The organism is Cupriavidus sp. USMAA2-4 (genome assembly GCF_001854305.1).
Taxonomy (GTDB): domain Bacteria; phylum Pseudomonadota; class Gammaproteobacteria; order Burkholderiales; family Burkholderiaceae; genus Cupriavidus; species Cupriavidus malaysiensis.
In genome coordinates this window covers 99928-122865 of the sequence record NZ_CP017748.1, presented here as the reverse complement: position 1 = coordinate 122865, position 22938 = coordinate 99928, and the positions used below count along the sequence as shown (strand labels likewise).

19 protein-coding genes are annotated in these 22938 nt (G+C 69.0%); 16 read left to right on the top strand and 3 right to left on the bottom strand.

All coding sequences use genetic code 11. From position 1 onward, the window contains the following. Positions 1–231 precede the first annotated feature (231 nt). Both hpnD and BKK79_RS00610 read left to right on the top strand, forming a co-directional pair. Positions 232–1068: a presqualene diphosphate synthase HpnD gene (hpnD, locus tag BKK79_RS00615; RefSeq protein ID WP_071012977.1), complete on the top strand. Its 837-nt coding sequence runs from the start codon at positions 232–234 to the stop codon at positions 1066–1068. 221 nt (positions 1069–1289) lie between these two features. Further along, the gene (locus BKK79_RS00610; protein ID WP_071036762.1) at positions 1290–2573 is read left to right on the top strand and encodes a Zn-dependent hydrolase; all 1284 of its coding nucleotides are present in this window, start codon (positions 1290–1292) and stop codon (positions 2571–2573) included. A gap of 67 nt (positions 2574–2640) precedes the next feature. On the opposite strand, the gene BKK79_RS00605 is transcribed toward BKK79_RS00610, so the two are convergent. Continuing rightward, positions 2641–2913 carry a hypothetical protein gene (locus BKK79_RS00605; RefSeq protein WP_231907911.1) on the bottom strand — a complete coding sequence of 91 codons (273 nt, stop codon included), beginning with the start codon at positions 2911–2913 and terminating at the stop codon, positions 2641–2643. Between the two features lie 323 nt (positions 2914–3236). Here BKK79_RS00605 and ompR point away from each other — a divergent pair, with 323 nt between their 5' ends. The 6 genes from ompR to BKK79_RS00575 all read left to right on the top strand — a co-directional run bounded on the left by ompR (position 3237) and on the right by BKK79_RS00575 (position 9481). After that, on the top strand, positions 3237–3959 hold the full coding sequence (gene ompR / locus BKK79_RS00600) for an osmolarity response regulator transcription factor OmpR (RefSeq protein ID WP_006576352.1): 723 nt from the start codon (positions 3237–3239) through the stop codon (positions 3957–3959). A gap of 83 nt (positions 3960–4042) precedes the next feature. Continuing rightward, positions 4043–5392: an ATP-binding protein gene (locus BKK79_RS00595; protein ID WP_071012983.1), complete on the top strand. Its 1350-nt coding sequence runs from the start codon at positions 4043–4045 to the stop codon at positions 5390–5392. A gap of 353 nt (positions 5393–5745) precedes the next feature. Next, on the top strand, positions 5746–7038 hold the full coding sequence (locus BKK79_RS00590) for an MFS transporter (RefSeq protein ID WP_071012984.1): 1293 nt from the start codon (positions 5746–5748) through the stop codon (positions 7036–7038). A 405-nt stretch (positions 7039–7443) separates the two neighbouring features. Further along, positions 7444–7992 carry a peroxiredoxin gene (locus BKK79_RS00585; protein ID WP_071012986.1) on the top strand — a complete coding sequence of 183 codons (549 nt, stop codon included), beginning with the start codon at positions 7444–7446 and terminating at the stop codon, positions 7990–7992. A gap of 139 nt (positions 7993–8131) precedes the next feature. Next, complete coding sequence (locus tag BKK79_RS00580; RefSeq protein WP_071012988.1) at positions 8132–8653, top strand: carboxymuconolactone decarboxylase family protein; 522 nt, start codon at positions 8132–8134, stop codon at positions 8651–8653. A gap of 249 nt (positions 8654–8902) precedes the next feature. Further along, positions 8903–9481, top strand: a complete 579-nt coding sequence (locus tag BKK79_RS00575) for a GNAT family N-acetyltransferase (protein WP_071036760.1) — start codon at positions 8903–8905, stop codon at positions 9479–9481. Between the two features lie 25 nt (positions 9482–9506). On the opposite strand, the gene ispF is transcribed toward BKK79_RS00575, so the two are convergent. Beyond that, complete coding sequence (ispF, locus tag BKK79_RS00570; RefSeq protein ID WP_071012991.1) at positions 9507–10019, bottom strand: 2-C-methyl-D-erythritol 2,4-cyclodiphosphate synthase; 513 nt, start codon at positions 10017–10019, stop codon at positions 9507–9509. Then, positions 10016–10771: a 2-C-methyl-D-erythritol 4-phosphate cytidylyltransferase gene (gene ispD, locus BKK79_RS00565; protein WP_156811246.1), complete on the bottom strand. Its 756-nt coding sequence runs from the start codon at positions 10769–10771 to the stop codon at positions 10016–10018. The genes ispF and ispD overlap by 4 nt, the downstream gene beginning before the upstream one ends. Positions 10772–11187: 416 nt before the next feature. Here ispD and mfd point away from each other — a divergent pair, with 416 nt between their 5' ends. The 8 genes from mfd (at position 11188) to BKK79_RS00525 (ending at position 22879) form a co-directional block, all read left to right on the top strand. Then, positions 11188–14679 (top strand): transcription-repair coupling factor, encoded by a 3492-nt coding sequence (gene mfd, locus BKK79_RS00560; protein ID WP_442873239.1) that lies wholly within the window; start codon positions 11188–11190, stop codon positions 14677–14679. Positions 14680–14789: 110 nt separating this feature from the next. Further along, positions 14790–15572 carry a 2-oxo-tetronate isomerase gene (gene otnI / locus BKK79_RS00555; protein ID WP_071036757.1) on the top strand — a complete coding sequence of 261 codons (783 nt, stop codon included), beginning with the start codon at positions 14790–14792 and terminating at the stop codon, positions 15570–15572. A gap of 217 nt (positions 15573–15789) precedes the next feature. Then, entirely contained in the window at positions 15790–16947 is a 1158-nt protein-coding gene (locus tag BKK79_RS00550) for a zinc-binding metallopeptidase family protein (protein WP_071036756.1), read from the top strand. A 581-nt stretch (positions 16948–17528) separates the two neighbouring features. Further along, complete coding sequence (gene argE, locus BKK79_RS00545; protein ID WP_071036753.1) at positions 17529–18749, top strand: acetylornithine deacetylase; 1221 nt, start codon at positions 17529–17531, stop codon at positions 18747–18749. Between the two features lie 149 nt (positions 18750–18898). Further along, positions 18899–20206, top strand: a complete 1308-nt coding sequence (locus BKK79_RS00540; protein ID WP_071036752.1) for an MFS transporter — start codon at positions 18899–18901, stop codon at positions 20204–20206. Positions 20207–20333: 127 nt separating this feature from the next. Further along, entirely contained in the window at positions 20334–20693 is a 360-nt protein-coding gene (locus BKK79_RS00535; RefSeq protein ID WP_084084828.1) for an AbrB/MazE/SpoVT family DNA-binding domain-containing protein, read from the top strand. A gap of 205 nt (positions 20694–20898) precedes the next feature. Beyond that, entirely contained in the window at positions 20899–22272 is a 1374-nt protein-coding gene (locus tag BKK79_RS00530) for an amidohydrolase (RefSeq protein WP_157128455.1), read from the top strand. A 151-nt stretch (positions 22273–22423) separates the two neighbouring features. Then, the gene (locus tag BKK79_RS00525; protein ID WP_442873238.1) at positions 22424–22879 is read left to right on the top strand and encodes a GNAT family N-acetyltransferase; all 456 of its coding nucleotides are present in this window, start codon (positions 22424–22426) and stop codon (positions 22877–22879) included. Positions 22880–22938 lie beyond the last annotated feature (59 nt).

Genomic DNA, 22938 nt, shown 5'->3' with positions numbered 1-22938 from the left:
GACAGGCAGCGCCGGCAACGGGTGCCGGCAGCCACACCCGCCCCGAGCGCGGGCCGGCCGGGGGCCGCCTGCGCGCTCCGGGCAAGGTGGCGGCGGTGCTACAATCCGGCCCGTTTCCCTATCCCGGGCGGCGGACGCCACGGCCGCCATGTGCCGGCGCCGTCTCTCGACGCACGCGCTGACGCCCCCGCCGCCGCGCGCCCGCCCCCACACCACCCACACGAGCCTGGCGTGACGCCCGACCAGTATTGCCAAGACAAGGCCGCCCAGAGCGGCTCCAGTTTCTATTACAGCTTCCTGTTCCTGCCGGCCGAGCGCCGGCGCGCCATCACCGCGCTCTACGCCTGGTGCCGCGAGGTCGATGACGTGGTCGACGACCCCCAGGACGCCGGCGTGGCGCACCAGCGGCTGGACTGGTGGCGCGCCGAACTGGCGCGCCTGTTCGACGGCAAGCCCAGCCATCCCGTCACGCAGGCGTTGCAGCCCCACCTGACGGCCTGCGGCCTGCAGGCGGGCGAGCTGGGCGAGGTGCTGGACGGCATGGAGATGGACCTCACGCAGTCACGCTATCTCGACGAGATCGGCCTCACGCGCTATTGCCACTGCGTGGCCGGCGTGGTCGGCGTGATGAGCGCGCGCATCTTCGGCTACACCGATGCCCGCACGCTCGAGTTCGCCGAAAAACTCGGCCAGTCGCTGCAGCTGGTCAATATCCTGCGCGACGTGGGCGAGGATGCCCGGCGCGGCCGCATCTACCTGCCGGTCAACACGCTGCAGCGCTTCGAGGTGCCGGCCTCCGAGGTCCTCAAGGGCGTCTACTCGGAGCGCTTCACCGCGCTGATGCAGTACCACGCCGGCCGTGCCCGCGCGCTGTACCGCGAAGCGCTCGAGCTGCTGCCGCGCGCCGACCGCCGCGCCCAGCGCGCCGGCCTGGTGATGGGGGCGATCTACCACACGCTGCTCGATGAAATCGAGGCCAGCGGCTTCCAGGTGCTGCACCAGCGCATCGGCCTGACGCCGCTGCGCAAGCTCTGGATCGCCTGGAAGACCTGGCTGGCCAACCGCTGAGCCGGCGCCGGGCCCCGACACCGGGCCACCGCCGGCCGGCGCACGCGCCGGAATCTCCCCACGCTGGCACCAAGCACTGGCAAAATGGCCGTTTGCGCCACAGCGCCGCGGCACCACGATGGCCCCGGCGGCGCTGGCGGCCCGGGCAGCCTGCCCTGGCCGTCACCGTGCCGCCCCGGTCCTGCCCCGCGAAGTCCACCCCCGAAGTTCCCGACACCGCCATGCCAGCCTCCCCGACCGCATCCCTGCCCTCCCTGGGCCAGGCCATCCTCGACCGCGCCGACCAGCTCGCCCGCCATTCCGACATGGAGGGCGGCCTCACCTGCGCCTACCTGACGCCCGCCCACCGCGCCGCCCAGGCCCTGCTGGCCGAGTGGATGGCAGCCGCCGGCATGGACGTGCGCGTCGACGCCATCGGCAACGTGATCGGCCGCTATGCGGCGGCGGCCGAGGCCGGCCCCGGCGCGCGCGTGCTGATGACCGGCTCGCACTTCGACACGGTCCGCAACGGCGGCCGCTACGACGGCCGCCTGGGCATCCTGCTGCCGATCGCGGTGGTCGACGCGCTGCATCGCGCCGGCATCCGCCTGCCCTACCATTTCGAGGTGGTGGCCTTCGCCGAAGAGGAAGGCCTGCGTTTCAAGACGAGTTTCCTGGCCAGCAGCGTGCTGGCCGGCCGCTTCGACCCGGCCCTGCTGGAGCGCCGCGACACTGCCGGCATCTCGCTGGGCGAAGCGCTGGCGGGCTCGGGCCTGCCCGGCGGCGGCGCTGCCGCCGCGCTGGCGGCCGCGGCCGTCGATCCGGCCAGCCTGCTGGGCTTCATCGAGGTGCACATCGAGCAAGGGCCGGTGCTGCTGCACCACGGCCTGCCGCTCGGCGTGGTGACCCAGATCGCCGGCAGCAGCCGCTTCCAGGTGCGCGTCGGCGGCACCGCCAGCCACGCCGGCACCACGCCGATGAACCTGCGCGCCGATGCGGCGGCGGCCGCCGCCGAGATGGTGCTGCTGGTGGAAGCGCGCTGCGGCGAGGTAGCGTCCCTGGTCGGCACGGTGGGGCAGCTGGAGGTGCCGAACGGTTCGAGCAATGTGATTCCCGGCGCCTGCCATTTCTCGATGGACATCCGCGCCGGCGAGGACGGCATCCGCGAGGCGGCCATCGCCGACATCCTGGCCGGCATCGAGCGCATCGCCGCGCGGCGCGGCGTCAGCGCCCAGGTGGAGCGCGTCACCCCCGTCAACAACGCCCCCTGCGCCCGCTGGCTGATGGACCAGTTCGCCACCGTGCTGGCCAAGCGCGGCCTGCAGGCCTTCGAGCTGCCGTCGGGCGCCGGGCACGACGCCATGATGATGCAGCGCATCACCGACATCGCCATGTTGTTCGTGCGCTGCGGCAACGGCGGCATCAGCCACAATCCGCTGGAGACCATCACGGCCGAGGACGCCCAGCTCGCGGCCGAAGTACTGGTGGACTTCCTGCGCCACTTCCAGCCGCGCCAGGACGCCTGAGGCGCGCGGGCGCGAGCCCGGCGAGGCCGCGCCCGATGCGGCGCGACCCGATGCGGCGGCGCGGCGCTCAGGCGCCGCCGTACATTTCCCGGCCGAGGTCGTAGAGGTTCTGCCGCAAGCGGCGGCGTTCGTCAGGAGAGAGCCGCTCACCACGGTCGCCGCGGGCGCCGCGTTCACTGCGTTCGCCGTTGTCGCGCTCGAAGCGCCGCCGCTCCCGCTCGGGCGGGCGCCGGCCCTCGTGCTTGCGCAGCCGTTCGGCACGAGCGTCGCCGCCATGCAGCAAGCGGCTGATGCCGGCGGACTGGGCCTGGGCGCCGGGGCAGGCGAACAGTGCCGTCATGGCCAGCGCGAAGCACAAGCGTGCGCCGACCGCGCGACGCAAGGCAAGCCAGGGCCGATTGCGGTTCACTTTCATCGATAATGGCGGTTTTGGCTTGGCATAATGGCGGCATCCATGCCGCCGCAAGCCGGGAATCCGGCCTCCCCTGGCGCACCGTGCGGGCTGGAATCCGCGTACCGGCGCGCCAACGCGCCATGGGCGCGGGAGCGGTATGCGCAGCAGTGTAAGGGTGGCACCCCTGCGCGCTGCCATACGTCGGGGTAAAGTATGTAACGTTTTGTTAAGCCATTTTGAGCGAAAGCGAGAGTCGCTAAGATACCGCCATGGAAAATACCAGCCACAAGATTCTTGTCGTGGACGATGATCCGCGTCTGCGCGACCTGCTGCGCCGCTATCTGGGCGAGCAGGGCTTCACGGTGCTGGTGGCGGAGAACGCCACCGCCATGAACAAGCTCTGGCTGCGCGAACGCTTCGACCTGCTGGTGCTCGACCTGATGATGCCCGGCGAAGACGGCCTGTCGATCTGCCGCCGGCTGCGCGGTGCCAACGACCAGACGCCCATCATCATGCTGACCGCCAAGGGCGAGGATGTCGACCGCATCGTCGGCCTCGAAATGGGCGCCGACGACTACCTGCCCAAGCCGTTCAACCCGCGCGAGCTGATCGCGCGCATCCACGCCGTGCTGCGCCGCAAGGGCCCGGCCGAAGTCCCGGGCGCGCCGTCCGAGACGCCGGAAACCTTCGCCTTCGGCGACTTCGTCCTCAACCTGGCCACCCGCACGCTGACCAAGAACGACGAGGAAATCACCCTCACCACCGGCGAGTTCTCGGTACTGAAGGTGTTCGCCCGCCATCCGCGCCAGCCGCTGTCACGCGAGAAGCTGATGGAAATGGCGCGCGGCCGCGAGTACGAGGTGTTCGATCGCAGCCTGGACGTGCAGATCTCGCGCCTGCGCAAGCTGATCGAACCGGACCCGGGCAACCCGCGCTTCATCCAGACGGTCTGGGGCCTCGGCTACGTCTTCATCCCCGACGGCGTCAAGTGATCCGGCCCGGCGTACCCAGGTACGCCGGCGACCGGCCCGCTTCGCGCTTACCAACAACCGCTTCCCTTCCGGCCCCTTCCATCGTGGCGACTGCCCTCAGCCGCACGGCCACGCGCTTCTTCGGTTCGCTGTTCTGGCGGACCTTCATGCTGATCGCCCTGCTGCTGGCACTGTCGCTGGTCATCTGGTTCCAGAGCTACCGCCTGTTCGAGCGCGCCCCGCGCGCCCAGCAGGTGGCGATGCAGGTGGTCAGCGTGGTCAAGCTGACGCGCGCGGCCCTGCTCTACTCCGACCCCGCGCGCCGGCGCTTCCTGCTGCTCGACCTGGTGCAGAACGAAGGCATCAAGGTCTACCCGCGCGAGAAAGAAGACGACTTCAAGGTCCCGAACGCCAATCCCTTCCTGACCCAGCTGGTGCAGCAGGAGATCCGCAACCGGCTGGGCGAGGACACCGTCATCGCCACCACGGTCAACGACATCCCGGGCATCTGGGTCAGCTTCGAGATCGAGGGGGATGATTACTGGGTGGCGATCAGCCCGGAACGCTTCGAGCGCGTGTCCGGCGTGCAGTGGCTGTGGTGGAGCGTGGCCGCGCTGCTGCTGTCGATCTTCGGCGCGGCCTTCATCACCGCGCGCGTCAACTACCCGCTCAAGCGCCTGGCCAACGCCGCGCGCGCCATCGGCGCCGGCGGCGACCCGCCGCCGCTGCCCGAGCACGGCGCCAGCGAAGTGGCGCAGGCCAACCACAGCTTCAACCAGATGGTGCGTGACCTGCGCCAGCTCGACGACGACCGCGCGGTGATGCTGGCCGGCATCTCGCACGACCTGCGAACCCCGCTGACGCGGCTGCGGCTCGAGACCGAGCTGTCGCCGGCCGACGAAGCCACGCGCGACGCGATGATCGCCGACATCGAGCAGATGGATGCCATCATCGGCCAGTTCCTCAACTATGCGCGCCCGCCCCAGGAAAGCGCCGAGCCGGTCGACCTGTCGGCGCTGGTGCAGGAAGCGGTGGGCGTCTATGCCGCGCACGACGACGTGCGCGTGCGCGTGCGGGCCAGCGAGCCGGTGATGGCCGTGGCCAGCCGCATGGAGATCCAGCGCATCCTCGACAACCTGGTGGAGAATGCGCGCCGCTACGGCAAGGACGAGGACAGCGGCATGGCCGAGGTGGAGATCAGCACCCACGTGCAGGACAAGGAAGCCGTGCTGACAGTGGCCGACCACGGCGGCGGCGTGCCCGAGTCGCAGCTCACCCTGCTCACGCGGCCCTTCTACCGCCTCGACAGCGCGCGCAGCGAAGCCAAGGGCACGGGGCTGGGGATGTCCATCGTCAACCGCATCCTGCAGCGCAGCGGCGGCCGCCTGCTGCTCGCCAACCGCCCGCCGCCCGCCACCGGGCTGGTAGTCAGCGCCTGTTTCCGGCGCGCCTGAGCGCGCCTGAGCCCACCGGTGCCGCGCGGCCGCTTTCCCGCGCGGCCTTGTCGTCCCGATCTCCCCCGCAGCGTCCAAATGCGCCTCGCGCGGCACTCCCTGCCGCGCGAGGACGGTCAACCCCCACTTTCCTCCCCCGCTGACAGGCTTTTGACAGCCTATGATAGGGAGTTGAAAGGGCTTTGACAGCGAATTGACAGCGACTGGGCGCACACTTGCCGCACACCGCAGCGGGCGCCAGACACCACGTCTCCACCGGCCTCCGGCCAACGCCCGCAGCAAGATCCGCGCGGACCACGCGCACCTCAGAAAACAGGCCCCCGGAACCCACCGGGAGCGTTGGAGAGACAGTCATGTCAGCTACCCCCACCCATAGTCAATCCGGGTTCCGCACGGTATTCCGCGTGGTCAGCGGCAACTTCCTGGAAATGTACGACTTCATGGTGTACGGCTTCTACGCCGCCGCCATCGCCAAGGCGTTCTTCCCGGCGCACAGCGAGTTCGCCTCGCTGATGCTGTCGCTGGCCACCTTCGGGGCCGGCTTCCTGATGCGCCCCCTCGGCGCCATCTTCCTCGGCGCCTACATCGATCACCACGGCCGCCGCAAGGGCCTGATCGTCACGCTGATGCTGATGGCCATGGGCACGCTGCTGATCGCGCTGGTGCCCGGCTACGCGACCATCGGCGTCGCCGCGCCGCTGCTGGTGCTGTTCGGCCGGCTGCTGCAGGGCTTCTCGGCGGGCGTGGAACTGGGCGGTGTCTCGGTCTACCTGTCCGAGATCGCCAAGCCCGGCCAGAAAGGCTTCTACGTGGCGTGGCAGTCGGCCAGCCAGCAAGTGGCGGTGATCTTCGCCGGCCTGCTGGGCGTCGTGCTGCACTCCACCCTGGCCCCCGAGCAGATGACCTCCTGGGGCTGGCGCGTGCCCTTCTTGATCGGCTGCATGATCGTGCCCTTCCTCTTCATCATCCGCCGCTCGCTGGAAGAAACCGAGGAATTCAAGCAGCGCAAGCACCGTCCGAGCGTGGGCGAGATCTACCGCTCGATGGCCGAGAACTGGGGCATCATCCTGGCCGGCTGCATGCTGGTGGTGATGACCACGGTGTCGTTCTACATGATCACCGCCTACACCCCGACCTTCGGCAAGACCGTGCTCAAGCTGGACGACGTCGACAACCTGATCGTGACGATGTGCGTGGGCCTGTCCAACTTCATCTGGCTGCCGCTGATGGGCGCCGTGTCGGACCGGCTGGGCCGCAAGCCGCTGCTGGTGTTCTTCACCGCCGCCACCATCCTGACCGCCTACCCGGCCGTATCGTGGCTGGTCGCCGAGCCCTCCTTCGGCCGCCTGCTGATGGTGGAGTTGTGGCTGTCCTTCCTGTACGGCAGCTATAACGGCGCCATGGTGGTGACGCTGACCGAAGTGATGCCCCCGGCCGTGCGCACCGCCGGCTTCTCGCTGGCCTACAGCCTGGCTACCGCGCTGTTCGGCGGCTTCACCCCGGCCATCTCGACCTACCTGATCCACGCCACCGGCAACAAGGCCGCCCCCGGCCTGTGGCTGACCTTCGCCGCGGTGTGCGGCCTGATCGCCACCCTCACCATCTTGCGCCGCGGCCGCCAGCAATCGGCGCTGCAGACGGCCTGAAGTCAGGCGGACCGGACGAACGGGCGGCGCACGCCGGTGCGCCGCTCGCGCCCTCTCCCTGCCGCTTCCCTTCCGCTTCCCTGCCGGATCCCTTCCGAACGGACAGGGGCTGGCGCCATCGGCGCCGCCCCTCCCCCGGCTCCCGGCCTCCTGCAGTGCAGCGCGACCCTCCGCGCCAGACCCGGGCATGCGCCCGCCGCCGTCCCGCCGGTGCTGGAAACCGCACGCTTCGCCGCGATTCCGCATCCTGTCACACGCCTGCCTATCGCCCTGTTTGAGAATATCAATTAGCCCCGCCGGCCGGGATGACGCATAATCAGCACTCATTGCATTGCGCAGCCCAGGCCGGCCAGGCCGGACCGCGCATCGCGTGCGTCTCTCTTAACCCAATCAGGAGAAGTGTCTATGAAGACCGTTGGTGACAAGCTCGAAGCCTTCAACGTCGTCGGCGTCAAGCCGGGTTTCAACAACCACGAAGAGAACGGTCAGTCGGCCTTCGAAGACATCAACGAAAAGTCGTTCGAAGGCAAGTGGAAGATCATCTACTTCTACCCGAAGGACTTCACCTTCGTGTGCCCGACCGAAATCGTGGCCTTCGCCAAGCTGAACAACGACTTCGCCGACCGTGACGCCATCGTGCTGGGCGGCTCGACCGACAACGAGTTCGTCAAGCTGGCATGGCGCCGCGAACACAAGGACCTGAACAAGCTGAACCAGTGGCAATTCGCCGACGTGACCGGTTCGCTGGTCGACCAGCTGGGCGTGCGTGACAAGGAAGCCGGCGTTGCCCTGCGCGCCACCTTCGTGGTCGACCCGCACAACGTGATCCAGCACGTGTCGGTGAACAACCTGAACGTCGGCCGCAACCCGGACGAAGTCCTGCGTATCCTGGACGGCCTGCAAACCGACGAGCTGTGCCCCTGCAACCGCGCTGTCGGCGGCGCCACGCTGTAATCACAGCCAGGCGATGCAGCCGCGCGCTGCCGGCATGCCCTGCCGGCAGCCGTACGCGATGCGGCTGCGCGGGGCCCCGCCCCGTGCAGCCAAACCCGCTGATGCGGGTTTTTTGAGCCCCGAACGATAGGAGAATTTTATGGAATTCCTCGCGACGATCAAGAATCTCATCCCCGACTACGCCAAGGACATCCGCCTGAACGTGGACGGCACCATCGCCCGCTCCTCGCTGGAAGGCAATGACGCGGTCGGCGTGGCCCTGGCAGCCGCCTTCGCCGCCAAGAGCAAGATCATCGTGGACGCCATCCGCAACGCCGGTGTGCTGTCCCCCGAGGAAACCAACGGCGCGCTGACCGCCGCCTCCTTGATGGGCATGAACAACGTCTGGTATCCGTACGTCGAGATGGCCGGCGACGCCGACCTGTCGAGCCAGCCGGCCGGCCTGCGCATGAACGCCTACGCCACCCATGGCGGCGTGGACAAGCGCCGCTTCGAGATGTACGCGCTGGCCGCCTCCATCGTCGGCAAGTGCCATTTCTGCGTGCAGTCGCACTACAAGCTGCTGAAGGACGAACAGGGCATGACCACCCAGCAGCTGCGCGACGTCGGCCGCATCGCCGCCGTGATCTCGGCGGCGGCCAATGTGATCGCGGCCGAGTAAGACTGCCGCGCGCCGGCTCCCAGGGCCGGCGCTTTTGCGCCAGGCGCCCCGCAGCGGGCGGTCCTCCAGCGCGCTCCCCTGGCGGGAGCGCGTTTTTTTCTTGCCGGCGCCGCCCGGCCGACCCGCTGACCTGCCGCTTGGTGTGCGACACCCTGTGCCACGCCATGCGACGGGCTGCGCGCGGGCGCCGGACGGCCTACAATCCAGGAAAAAGGAGACAGCGCCCGCCGCGCCCACCACACCGCCGACATGAGTTCCCTGCCCTCACACACTTCCCCGCGCTTCCGCTACCGTCTCGCCACCGTGCAGGACTGGGGCGACATCGCCGCCGTCACGCAGCAGGCTTACTCGCAATACGAGCTGGAAATCATGGAAGACTGCCGCGCCTCGTTCCAGCGCGGCATGCAGTCGGTGCTGGCCGCGTCCGGCGCCGACATGGAATGGTGGGTGGCGGAGACCGATCACGGCATCAGCGGCGCCGTGCTGTTCTGCCATCCCGGCGCCACCCTGCCGGCACTCGACGGCAGCACCGTCACGCTGGCGCTGCCCGAGGCGCGGCTGCTGTCGGTCAGTCCGGAAGCGCGCGGCCTGGGGCTGGGCCATACGCTGATGCAGGTCTGCATCCAGCGTGCGCGCGACATCGGCGCGGCCACGCTGCTGGTGCGCGCCATGCCCGAGATGCGCTCGGCCGTGCAGCTTTGCGAGCGCATGGGCTTCGTACGGCGCACCGAAGCCGGCTCACGCAGCGGCCCTCTGGCGCGCGTGATCGACTTCAGCTATCCGCTGTCGCCGGCCGAGAACCAGGCGCCGGCAACGTCGGCAAGCTGAACGGCGGCGCCTGCCGCCGCTCCGCTCAGTCCTGCGCGCTGGTGGCCAGTGCGCCGCGCCACAGCAGCACCACGGCCTGCGCCACGATGCCTTCCTGGCGGCCCTCGAAACCCAGCTTCTCGTTGGTCTTGGCCTTGACGTTGCAACGTCCCGGCGCCAGGTCGAGGTCGGCCGCGAGGTTGTCCACCATGGCGCCGATATGCGGCGCCAGCTTGGGCTGCTGGGCGATCACCGTGGCATCGACGTTGCCGATCTCGTAGCCGGCCGCGCGCACGCGGCGGGCCGCCTCGCGCAGCAGCACGCGGCTGTCGGCGCCGGCGAACTGCGGATCGGTGTCAGGAAAATGGCGGCCGATGTCGCCCAGCCCGGCCGCGCCGAACAGCGCGTCGGTGATGGCGTGCAGCAGCGCGTCGGCATCGGAGTGGCCGAGCAGGCCACGATCGTGCGGAATCTCCACGCCGCCCAGGATCAGCTTGCGCCCCGGCACCAGGGCGTGTACGTCGTAGCCCTGGCCCACGCGAATGTCGAAGGGTGTCATGCCTGGTTCGCTCCTTTGCGAGAATCGCCGGCCGCCGGGTCGCCAAGCAACACCTCGGCCAGCGCGAAATCTTCGGGATAGGTGACCTTGAAATTGCGCAGCGAGCCGTTGACCAGGCGCGGACGCAGGCCCAGCCGCTCGATCGCGCTGGCCTCGTCGGTCACCACCGCGCCCTCGGCCAGCGCATCCTGCAGCGCCTGGCGCAGCACGCCGATGCGGAACATCTGCGGCGTCTGCGCCTGCCACAGGCCATCGCGCGCCACCGTGGCGCCGATGCGCGCGTCCTCGCCGGCCCGCTTCAGCGTATCGGGCACCGGCACCGCCAGGATGCCGCCGATGGCGGCGTCGGGGCCATCGCCCTCCACCGCGCGGATCAGCGTATGGATCATGGTCGGCGTCAGCCCGGGACGGGCCGCGTCGTGCACCAGCACCCAGTCGCGGTCGCTGGCGCCCATCTGCGCCAGGTGATGCAGGCCCGCCAGCACCGAAGCGTGGCGCGAATCGCCGCCCACGAAGGCGGTATCGAAACGCAGCCCGGCAAAGGCATCGGCGCCGAAGCGTGCCGCCAGCGGCATGTCGTCCGGGGCCAGCACCAGTGCCGTGCCGCTGATGGCCTCGCAGGCGCTGAAGGCAGCCAGCGCGTACCACAGCATGGGGCGGCCGGCGACGGTCTGGTATTGCTTGGGCAAGGGACCGCCGGCGCGGCTGCCGGTACCGGCACAGGGGATCAGGGCAAAGCGGCGGTCGGACACGGGCAGGACGCTGGGCGTGGCAATGGATGAGGGAAAGGCGGCTGGCGCGGAGCGGGCCTCCGGCCCGCGGCACGCCGCGCCGGTGCGGCGCAGGATCGACGCGCATTCTATAATACGGCCCTTGCCTGCCGCTACGGCAGCGTGCGCCACGGCGCCGCGGATCCGCCACCTGGCGCTTTCGCGCCGCGCGCACGCCACGTCGCGCCGGCAGACCGCACCCCGCCCCGGATCGTTGGCGGGGTGTTTGCGTTGAATCCGGCGTGCGCAGCCATCCGAAGTTCATGCCGCACGCCCAGCCGTCTTTCGCCGTCCCGACACCCGTACCGAACACAGACAACCCCTGACCCGCCGCCGCGCCCGCCAGCCCGCATCGCGCACCGCCGCCCTGCCACCGCGCAGCGCGTGCCGCGCAGCCGATGCCGCCGCCTGCCGCGAACCGGCGCGCCCCATCGACCATGCCTGACGCTCCGTCCCTTCCGCTTCCCGTCTCCCTGCCGCTGCTCAAATCCGGCCAGCGCCATACCGTGGCCGGCCTGCACGGCTCCGCCGACGCGCTGGCGCTGGCGGCCTATGCCCGCCAGATGAAAGGACAGGCGCCGATGCTGGCCGTGGTCTGCGCCAGCGCCGTCGACGCGCAACGCCTGGCCGAGGAGATTCCCTGGTTCGCGCCCGAGCTGCGCGTGCGCCTGCTGCCCGACTGGGAAACGCTGCCTTATGACAGCTTCTCGCCGCACCAGGACCTGGTCTCCGAGCGGCTGGCCACGCTGCACGACATCCAGGGCAGCCAGTGCGACGTGATGCTGGTGCCCGCCTCGACCGCGCTGTACCGGCTCGCGCCGCCGTCCTTCCTGGCCGCCTACACCTTCTTCTTCAAGCAAGGCGAGCGGCTGGACGAAAACGCGCTCAAGTCGCAGTTCACGCTGGCCGGCTACGAGCATGTCAGCGCGGTGATGCGCCCCGGCGAATACAGCGTGCGCGGTGGCCTGATCGACCTGTTCCCGATGGGCTCGGCGCTGCCCTACCGCATCGACCTGTTCGGCGACGAGATCGAGACCATCCGCGCCTTCGACCCCGACACCCAGCGCAGCCTGTATCCGGTCAAGGAGGTGCGGCTGCTGCCGGGACGCGAGTTCCCGCTCGACGAAGCCGCCCGCACCGCCTTCCGCGGCCGCTGGCGCGAAGTGTTCGAGGGTGACCCGAGCAAATCGCCGATCTACAAGGACATCGGCAACGGCGTGCCCTCGGCCGGCATCGAGTACTACCTGCCGCTGTTCTTCGAACAGACCGCCACCGTCTTCGACTACCTGCCCGCCGACACCCAGCTCGCCTTCGTCGGCGAGATCGACGAGGCGGTGCGACGCTTCTGGGCCGACACCACGCAGCGCTACAACTTCATGCGGCACGACCGCGAGCGCCCGCTGCTGCCGCCCGCCGACCTGTTCCTCTCCGACGAAGCCTTCTTCATCGCCGCCAAGCCCTACGCGCGCCTGGTGCTGCAGGCCGGCGACGGGCGCGGCGAAGCCCTCAGCGCCGCGCTGCCCGACGTCTCCGTCAACCGCCGCGCCGAAGACCCGCTGGTCAACCTGGAAGCGCTGCTGCTCGACAAGCAGCGCCGCGTGCTGATGTGCGCCGACTCGGCCGGGCGCCGCGAGACGCTGCTGCAGTTCTTCGCCGAGAGCGGCCTGCGCCCGCTGCCGGTGGACGACTTCGCCGCCTTCCTGGCCGGCGACAGCCACTTTTCCATCGTGGTGGCGCCGCTGCAGAGCGGCTTCGGCCTGCCCGGCGCCGCCGGCGCCCCGGCCCTGGTCACCGAAGCCGAGCTGTACGCCGGCACTGCGCGCCGCGCCGGCCGCCGCAAGCAGGAACAGGCCAGCACCGTCGATTCGATGGTGCGCGACCTCGCCGAGCTCAAGATCGGCGACCCGGTGGTGCACAGCGAGCACGGCATCGGCCGCTACCAGGGCCTGGTCTCGATGGACCTGGGCAACGGCGATGAAGAGTTCCTGCACCTCGACTACGAGAAGGGCGCACGCCTGTACGTGCCGGTGCACCAGCTCCACGTGATCTCGCGCTATTCCGGCGCCGATCCCGACACCGCGCCGCTGCACCAGCTCGGCTCCGGCCAGTGGGACCGCGCCAAGCGTAAAGCCGCCCAGCAGATCCGCGACACCGCCGCCGAGCTGCTCAACCTCTACGCCCGCCGTGCCGCGCGCGAAGGCTTCGCCTTCCCGCTCTCGCCCAAGGACTACGAGACCTTCGCCGAGAGCTTCGGTTTCGAGGAAACGCCGGACCAGGCCGCGGCCATCGCCGCCGTCATCGCCGACATGACCTCGGGCAAGCCGATGGACCGCCTGGTGTGCGGCGACGTCGGCTTCGGCAAGACCGAGGTGGCGCTGCGCGCGGCCTTCGTCGCCGTGCTGGGCGGCAAGCAGGTGGCCATGCTGGCACCCACCACGCTGCTGGCCGAGCAGCACTTCCAGAACCTGTCGGACCGCTTCGCCGACTGGCCGGTGCGCATCGTCGAGCTGTCGCGCTTCAAGACCAAGAAAGAGATCGACGCCGCCGTCAAGCAGATCAACGAAGGCGCCGCCGACATCGTCATCGGCACCCACAAGATGCTGTCCGACGACGTCAAGTTCCAGCGCCTGGGCCTGGTCATCATCGACGAGGAACACCGTTTCGGCGTGCGCCAGAAGGAAGCGCTCAAGACATTGCGCGCCGAGGTGGACGTGCTGACGCTGACCGCCACCCCGATCCCGCGCACGCTGGGCATGGCGCTGGAAGGCCTGCGCGACTTCTCCGTGATCGCCACCGCGCCGCAGAAGCGCCTGGCCATCAAGACCTTCGTGCGGCGCGAGGAAGACAGCGTGATCCGCGAGGCCATCCTGCGCGAGCTCAAGCGCGGCGGCCAGGTCTACTTCCTGCACAACGAAGTCGAGACCATCGAGAACAAGCGCGCCAAGCTGGCCGAACTGGTACCCGAGGCGCGCATCGCGGTGGCGCACGGCCAGATGCACGAACGCGAGCTGGAGCGCGTGATGCGGGACTTCGTCGCCCGCCGCGACAACATCCTGCTGTGCACCACCATCATCGAGACCGGCATCGACGTGCCGACCGCCAACACCATCCTGATCCACCGCGCCGACAAGTTCGGCCTGGCGCAGCTGCACCAGCTGCGCGGGCGCGTCGGGCGCTCGCACCACCAGGCCTATGCCTACCTGCTGGTGCACGATCCGGAAGGCCTCAGCAAGCAGGCCACGCGCCGGCTGGAGGCCATCCAGCAGATGGAGGAACTGGGCTCCGGCTTCTACCTCGCCATGCACGACCTGGAAATCCGCGGCGCCGGCGAGGTGCTGGGCGACAAGCAGTCGGGCGAGATCCACGAGATCGGCTTCCAGCTCTACACCGACATGCTCAACACCGCCGTCAAGGCGCTCAAGGCCGGCAAGGAACCCGACCTGCTGGCGCCGCTGTCGGCCACCACCGAGATCAACCTCGGCACCCCGGCGCTGCTGCCCAACGACTACTGCGCCGACGTGCACGAGCGGCTCTCGCTGTACAAGCGGTTGGCCAACTGCGAAACCGCCGAGGCCGTCGACGACATCCAGGAAGAGCTGGTCGACCGCTTCGGCCGCCTGCCGCCGCAGGCGCTGGCGCTGATCGAGACCCACCGCCTGCGCATCGCCGCGGTGCCGCTGGGCGTGCGCAAGATCGACGCCGGCGAAGCCTCGCTGGCGCTGCAGTTCGTGCCCAACCCGCCGATCGACGCCATGCGCATCATCGACCTCGTGCAGAAGAACCGCCACATCAAGCTGGCCGGACAGGACAAGCTGCGCGTGGAAGCCAAGATGCCGGACGTGGCCGCGCGCGCGCAGCAGATCAAGCAGACGCTGCGGCAGCTGAGCTGAGTTGAGCTGAGCCGGCAGTTCCATTGAGCTTCATTGCGGCCCCGGGTTGGCAGGCCCCCGCCGATCGGGGCGGCCGCCGACCCCGCACCTGATCGCCAAGGAGACCCGAGATGCCGCGCTTCGCCGCGAACCTGTCGCTGATGTACACCGAGCACGACTTCCTGGACCGCTTCGCCGCCGCCGCGCGGGACGGCTTCCAGGGCGTCGAATTCCTCTTCCCGTACGAGCATCCGGCCGCCGAGATCCGCCGGCGGCTCGACGACCACGGCCTGGTGCAGGCCCTGTTCAATGCGCCGCCCGGCGACTGGACCGCGGGCGAGCGCGGCACCGCCGCGCTGCCCGGCCGCGAGGCCGAGTTCCGCGCCGGCTTCGCCCGCGCGCTCGACTATGCCTCGGTGATCGGCAATGATCGCCTTCACGTGATGGCCGGCCTGGTGCCGGCCGGTGCCGAACGCGCGCGCTGCCTCGCCGTGTACCGGGAAAACCTCGCCCACGCCGCGGCCGCCGCGGCCGCGCACGGCATCACGGTGCTGATCGAGCCGATCAACACGCGCGACATGCCGGGCTACCTGCTGAACCGCCAGGACGAAGCCCAGGCCATCCGCCGCGAGATCGGCGCGGCCAATCTCCAGGTCCAGTTCGACTGCTACCACTGCCAGATCGTCGAAGGCGACCTGGCAAAGAAGCTCGAACGCGACATCGGCGGCATCGGCCATATCCAGATCGCGGGCGTGCCCGACCGCCACGAACCCGACCTCGGCGAGCTGAACTACCCCTATCTGTTCGACGTGATCGACCGGCTCGGCTACGCCGGCTGGATCGGTTGCGAATACCGTCCGCGCGCCGGCACCTCGGCCGGCCTGGGCTGGCTCCGGGCCTATCTGGCGCGCTAGCCTCGGGAACCGCTCATGCCGCGACGGATTGGCGGCGGCGCCGGCAACGCCACACCGTCGCCCCGGTCCTCCCTCGCGCGCCTGTGCGCCGTTTGGCTATACTGGGCTGCGGGCCCGGGCACGCCGGCCCTGCTCCGGCGGCCGGCCCGGCCATGGGAGCGGTCGCGCCACCTGGACCGACTGCCGCCACGGTGCGCCTGCACGGAGGCCCCGTACGATGAAATCCTTCCACTGCGGCCAATGCGGCCAGCTCGTGTTCTTCGAGAACGTCCGCTGCGAGCGCTGCGAAGCGCCGCTCGGCTACATTCCCGACCTCGGCGAAGTCAGCGCCTTCGCGCCCGCTGACGACGGCACCTGGCACAGCCTGCACCGGGCGGCCGCGGGCAAGCCCTACCGCCCCTGCCACAACTACGCGGTGGAAAACGTCTGCAACTGGATGATTCCCGCCGACGCGGCCCACGCCGACGACACACTCTGCGCCGCCTGCCAGCTCACCGCCACCATCCCCAACCTGGACACGCCGGGCAACCGGCTGCTCTGGTACAAGGTCGAGGTAGCCAAGCGCCGGCTGCTCTACACGCTGGACATGCTGGGCCTGCCGATCGGCACCGGCGAACGGCAGGCGGACCGGCCCATGCGCTTCGCCTTCAAGGAATCGACAGATGACGAGCCGATATTCACCGGCCACGCCGATGGCCTCGTCACCCTCAATATCGCCGAGGCCGACGATGCCGGGCGCGAGCGCATGCGCGCCCAGATGCACGAGCCCTATCGCACACTGCTGGGCCATTTCCGCCACGAGATCGGCCACTACTACTTCGACCGCCTGGTGCGCGGCACCCACTGGATCGAACCGTTCCGCGCCCGCTTCGGCGACGAACGGGCCGACTACCAGGCCGCGCTCGCGCAGCACTACGAGTACGGCACGCCGCAGGGGTGGGAGGACCAATACGTCAGCAGCTACGCCACCACGCATCCCTTCGAGGACTGGGCGGAGACCTGGGCGCACTACCTGCACATCGTCGACGCCCTCGACACCGCCGCCGCCTGCGGCCTGGTGCTGGCCCCGGAAGACGAGCGCCTGCCGCAGCTCAGCGACCAGACCGCCGTGGACGAAGCCAGCTTCCACAACCTGATGCAGCGCTGGTTCCCGCTCACCTACGCGCTCAACAGCCTCAACCGCAGCCTGGGCGCGCCCGACGCCTATCCCTTCGCGCTGGCGCCGGCGGTGGTGGCCAAGCTGCGCTTCGTGCACGACGTGGTCAGCGCCGCGCGCCGCACCGGCCGCGCGGCGATGGCGGCCGGCAGCGCAGCCTCGCCCGGAGCGACGGCGGCCGGCAGCAGCAGCGAGGCGGATGGCGCGGCGCAGGGTTGAGGGTGGTGGTTGGCGGGTCTTGTGCCGGGCTGGTGGTGGATGCCGGCCATCACGGCTGGCGCCGGCGCGGAGTAAATGCCGCCGTACTGGCGAATGCCGGCCCTCTCCCCCAACCCCTCTCCCGCAAGCGGGAGAGGGGAGCAAACCGGCGAGGAGCAAATCCCGTCGCGCTTGGTGGGGCCAAACGAGATGCGCCAACACGAAGCGCCAAGCGCGCGGTCTTGGTTCCTTCTCCCCGCACGGGGAGAAGGTTGGGGAGAGGGGTGGTTCAGCAAGGCGCCACGCGCAAACGAAGCCAAGGGTGTAATCCTGCCCGCAAGCAAAGAAACGAAGCCGACGGTGTGATCCAAGCATCCACGGCCAGCCGGCGCCTGCCCGACCAAACCGCCCCGCCAGCGCTACACTATCGCCAGCAAGCGCCCCCACCCCGGCAAACCCGAACCGCCCGCAGAGACGGCAGAGGAGACAGGACACCCGATCCCCCGGGACCGATCGCCCCCATGCATGGACCACCTGGTCCACAAAGGTGTAGCATCGGTTCCTTAACCTGTTAGCCTGTTAGCCCGTTAGCCAACCCGACGATGCAAGCCGATACCCTCAAGCAGCCCGCCACCGCCTCCGCGGATACCGCACCGCACAAAGGCAGCGCGCTCGACTGGACCCAGCGCCTGGTGACCTACGACACCACCAGCCGCCACTCCAATCTCGGCCTGATCGAGGCCGTGCGCGACCACTTCCTGGCCAAGGGCCTGCGCCCCCACCTCAGCTACAACCCGCAGCAGGACAAGGCCAACCTGTTCGTCACCGTGCCCGCCGCCGACGGCAGCACCGACGGCGGCATCGTCCTCTCCGGCCACACTGACGTAGTGCCGGTGGACGGCCAGAACTGGACCACCGACCCCTTCCAACCCGTGGTGCGCGACGGCAAGCTGTTCGGCCGCGGCACCTGCGACATGAAGGGCTTCATCGGCACCAGCCTGGCACTGCTGCCCACCATCCTGCAGGCCCGGCTGCGCGAGCCGGTGCACTACGCCCTCTCCTTCGACGAAGAGATCGGCTGCATGGGCGCGCCCTATCTGCTGGCCGAACTGCGCGAGCGCGGCGTGCGTCCCTCGGGCTGCATCGTGGGCGAACCCACCAGCATGCGCGTGATCGTGGCGCACAAGGGCATCAACGCCTACCGCTGCTGCGTCAAGGGCTTCGCCGCCCACTCCTCGCTCACGCCGCGCGGCGTCAACGCCATCGAATACGCGGCGCGCCTGATCTGCTTCATCCGCGACATCGCCGACGAGTTCAAGGCCAACGGCCCCTACGACCAGGCCTTCGACGTGCCCTACACTACGGCGCAGACCGGCACCATCCAGGGCGGCATCGCGCTCAACACCATCCCGGCGCTGTGCGAATTCATCTTCGAATTCCGCAACCTGCCCGGCGTGGACCCCGAGGCCCTGTTCCAGCGCATCCAGTCGCACGCCAATGACGTGCTGCTGCCGCGCATGCGCGCCGAGCACCCGGACGCCGACCTGGCCATCAGCAAGATCGCCGCCGCGCCCTCGCTGGACGCCGCCGAGCAAGACGCCATCACCCAGCTGGTGCGCGCCCTCACCGGCGACCGCGACATCAACAAGGTCGCCTACGGCACCGAGGCCGGCCTGTTCCAGCGCGCCGGCATCCCCGCCGTGGTGTGCGGCCCCGGCGATATCCAGCAGGCCCACAAGCCCGACGAGTTCGTCACGCTGGAGCAGCTCGCCGAGTGCGAGCGCTTCCTCGGCAAGGTGATCGACAGCCTGCGCCTGCCCTGAGCCTGCGCTTGCCCTGAGCCGGACCTGGCCACGCCCGGCCAGGCCCGCCAACCCGATGCAGTAAGCCCCGTCTACCGTAGTACCCGGGCCGCGCTACCCGCCGCGGCCCGGCCTTTGCGTCATGTCCCATAACAAAACGAGGAGACAGCATGACAGCAGTACCGGCAGGCAACCCCCAAGCAAACCCAGCCCAGGCAAGCGCAGCCGCCCCGGCCTCGCGCCACCCCTGGCGCGCGGTCATCTCCGCCTCCATCGGCAACGCGCTCGAATGGTTCGACCTGGTGGTCTACGGCTTCTTCGCCGTCACCATCTCCAAGCTCTTCTTCCCCACCCATGACGAAACCACCTCGCTGCTGCTGACGCTGGGCACCTTCGGCGTGTCCTTCTTCATGCGGCCGCTGGGCGCCATCGTCATCGGCGTCTACGCCGACCGCCGCGGCCGCCGCGCCGCGCTCACGCTGTCCATCCTGCTGATGATGGTCGGCACGTTCATCATCGCCCTGCTGCCCACCTACGCATCCATCGGCCTGCTGGCGCCGCTGGGCATCGTCGCCGCGCGCATGATCCAAGGCTTCTCCGCCGGCGGCGAGTTCGGCAGCGCCACCGCCTTCCTGGCGGAGCACGCACCGCAGCGGCGCGGCTTCTACGCCAGCTTCCAGGTCGCCAGCCAGGGCCTCACCACGCTGCTGGCGGCCGGCTTCGGCGCCCTGCTCACCGCCACCCTCACGCCCGAGCAGATGCAAAGCTGGGGCTGGCGCGTGCCCTTCCTGTTCGGCCTGGCCATCGGCCCGGTGGCCTACTACATCCGCCGCCACGTCGACGAAACCCCCGAATTCCTGCACAGCGAAGGCACCGCGACGCCGCTGCGCGACACCCTCGGCCACCAGAAGGAACGGCTGCTGCTGGCCATGGGCGTGGTCATCGTCGCCACCGTGTCCACCTACCTGGTGCTGTACATGCCCACCTACGCCGTCAAGCAGCTCGGCCTGCCGCCCTCGGCCGCCTTCGCCGCCACGCTGGCCACCGGCGTGGTGCAGATGCTGTTCTCCCCGCTGGTCGGCCACTGGTCCGACCGCATCGGCCGCATCCCCCTGATGCAACTCGCCGCCGCGCTGCTGCTGGCCACCATCTGGCCCGTGTTCTGGCTGCTCAGCACCTACCCCAGCTTCGGCATGATGCTGGTCGTGCAGATCGTGCTGGGCCTGATGATGACGCTCTACTTCGGCGCCCTGCCCGCGCTGGCCTCCGAGATCTTCCCGGTGCAGACGCGCACCACCGGGCTCTCGCTGAGCTACAACATCGCCGTCACCATCTTTGGCGGGTTCGCGCCGTTTATCTTGACGTGGCTGATCGGCGCTACCGGCAGCAAGCTGGCGCCGAGTTTCTATCTGATTGCGTGTGCGGCGGTGAGTTTGTTTGCGCTCACGCGTACGCGGGATCGGTTGGGGATCCGGTAACGCTGCCGGTTAGACGATGGTCTGCCGTTCAGAGGATGCTGCGCCAGCGCGCCAGGGTGTTCCTACCCGCTGCATCGCGGCTGGCCGGATGTCTTTCCACAGTTCAACGTTTCGCGAGGTGACCCGCATGACCAAGTCCGCGACAGTGAAACTCCAGAAATGGGGCAATGGCCTCGCCGTACGCATTCCGGCAAGCGTAGCCCGGGCAGCCCATTTCACAGAGGGACTACCAGTCGAGGTAAGCGCGGACGCCGCTGGCTTGACGATCAGGCCGGCCGGCACGTTTCGCCCGACCCTCGCCGAGAAGCTGGCGTTGTTCGATCCCGCCAGGCACGGAGGCGAAGCGATGGGCTCGGCGCCGGTTGATGCGGAGGCGATGCCATCGCCCGCTATCCGGCGGAGTCCGCTCGACGTCCTGCGCGGCTCCGTCGTGCGCTACGACGATCCGGCCGCGCCGGCAGACGCCGAATGGGACGCCGCACGATGATCGTCCCGGATGTACCAGCAGGCCAGAACGATCAGGTAGATCCGCCTCGGCAGCCGCACCACTCGTGTCGACACCCGCCTCACCGGCCCGGCCACCGCAAGCGCGCAGCTACCGCGCACTAACACAACAAGACAAAACAAAACATTCAACACAGGAGAACCAGCAAATGGCAGTACGCAGCCCCGCCCATTCCATCCGATCGGCCATGAAGGCCCGCACCACCCTTGGCACCCTCGCCCTGGCCGCCGGCCTGCTGATGGCGCCAGCCGCCCAGGCCCAGACGACCGCCGCCCCGCAAGCGGCCACCGCCACCCCGGCCGCCGCCGACCTGCACGCCCAGATCGAAACCCGCGCCAAGGCCATCGAAGCCCAGCTGATCGCCTGGCGGCGCGACATCCACCAGCACCCCGAACTGGGCAACTACGAAGTCCGCACCTCCAAGCTGGTAGCCGACCACCTGCGCAAGCTCGGCATGGAAGTGAAAACCGGCGTGGCCAAGACCGGCGTGGTCGGCCTGCTGAAGGGCGGAAAGCCCGGCCCCGTGGTCGCCCTGCGCGCCGACATGGACGCCCTGCCCGTCAAGGAACGCGTGGACGTGCCCTTCGCCTCCAAGGCCAAGGGCCAGTACCTGGGCAAGGAAGTGGACGTGATGCACGCCTGCGGCCACGACACCCACGTCGCCATCCTGATGGCCACCGCCGAAGTCCTGGCCGGCATGAAGGACCAGCTCCCCGGCAGCGTCAAGTTCATCTTCCAGCCCGCCGAAGAAAGCCCCGCCGACTTCGAACCCAACGGCAGCAATATGTGGGGCGCCAAGCAGATGGTCGCCGAAGGCGTGCTCGACAACCCCAAGGTAGACGCCATCTTCGGCCTGCACGTCAGCAGCGGCCTCGAATCCGGCAAGCTCGGCTGGCGCAGCGGCCCCTCCATGGCCGCCGCCGACCAGTTCTGGATCGACGTCAAAGGCCGCCAGACCCACGGCGCCCGCCCTTGGGCCGGCATCGACCCCGTCGTCGTCGCCTCCCAGATCGTGCTCGGCCTGCAGACCATCCAAAGCCGCCAGGTCAACGCCATGCTCGAACCCTCGGTCATCACCGTCGGCACCATCCACGGCGGCAACCGCATGAACATCGTGCCCGAGAAGGTCGAGATGATGGGCACCATCCGCACCTATGACGAAGGCATGAAGAAAGACATCCATGCCCGCATGAAACGCACCACCGAAGCCATCGCCTCCAGCTCCGGCGCCGAGGCCACCTTCAAGGTGGTGGAGCTGTACAACGCCACCGTCAACCAACCCGCGCTGACCGAAAAGATGGCGCCCACGCTGGTACGCGTGGCGGGAGACGGAAACTGGATGATCGTGCCGAAGGCCACCGCCTCGGAAGACTTCTCCTTCTATCAGGAAAAGGTGCCGGGCCTGTTCTTCAACCTGGGCGTAACGCCCAAGGGTACGGACCTGGCCAAGGCCGCGTCCAACCACTCGCCGGAGTTCTATGTGGATGAACCGGCGTTGGTGAACGGCGTACGCGCCTTGTCCAATCTGACCGTGGACTATATGGTGATGGCGCAACGCTGAGCGAAGCCAACGGGCGGCTGAGTTGCCGTCAGCCACCCCGCCCGTCGTTCATCAAGCCCAGCGCCGCACCAGCATCCCAACCCATCCAAAACGACGCCGCTCCCGGCCATCAAGCCAGCCAGCGGCCGACTCTCCTCTCATGACACAAACCATGCAGATTCGCCCGATCCGCCCCGAAGACTACGCCATGTGGAAACCCCTCTGGGACGGCTACAACGCCTTCTACGGACGCTCCGGCCCCACCGCCCTGGCTGACGACATCACGCAGGTGACATGGCAACGGTTCTTCAACCCCATCGAGCCGGTCTTCGCGCTGGTCGCCGAGCAGGACGGCAAGCTGATCGGCCTGGTGCACTACCTCTTCCATCGCGGCACGACCCGGATTGAACCCGTGTGCTATCTGCAGGATCTGTTCACGGATGCGAACGCGCGTGGGCGGGGATGTGGGCGGGCGTTGATTGAAGGGGTCTATGCGCAGGCCAAGCTGGCGGGGGCTCGGCGGGTGTATTGGCAGACGCAGGTGGGGAATGCGGCTGGGCGGGCGTTGTATGACAAGGTGGCGGAGCATAAGGGGTTTATTGTTTATGCGCATGAGGTGGAGGTTTAAGCGGGCGTGAGCGGCCGCCCGCGCGATGGTGGTGATTCCACCAAATGCCCTCATACTGG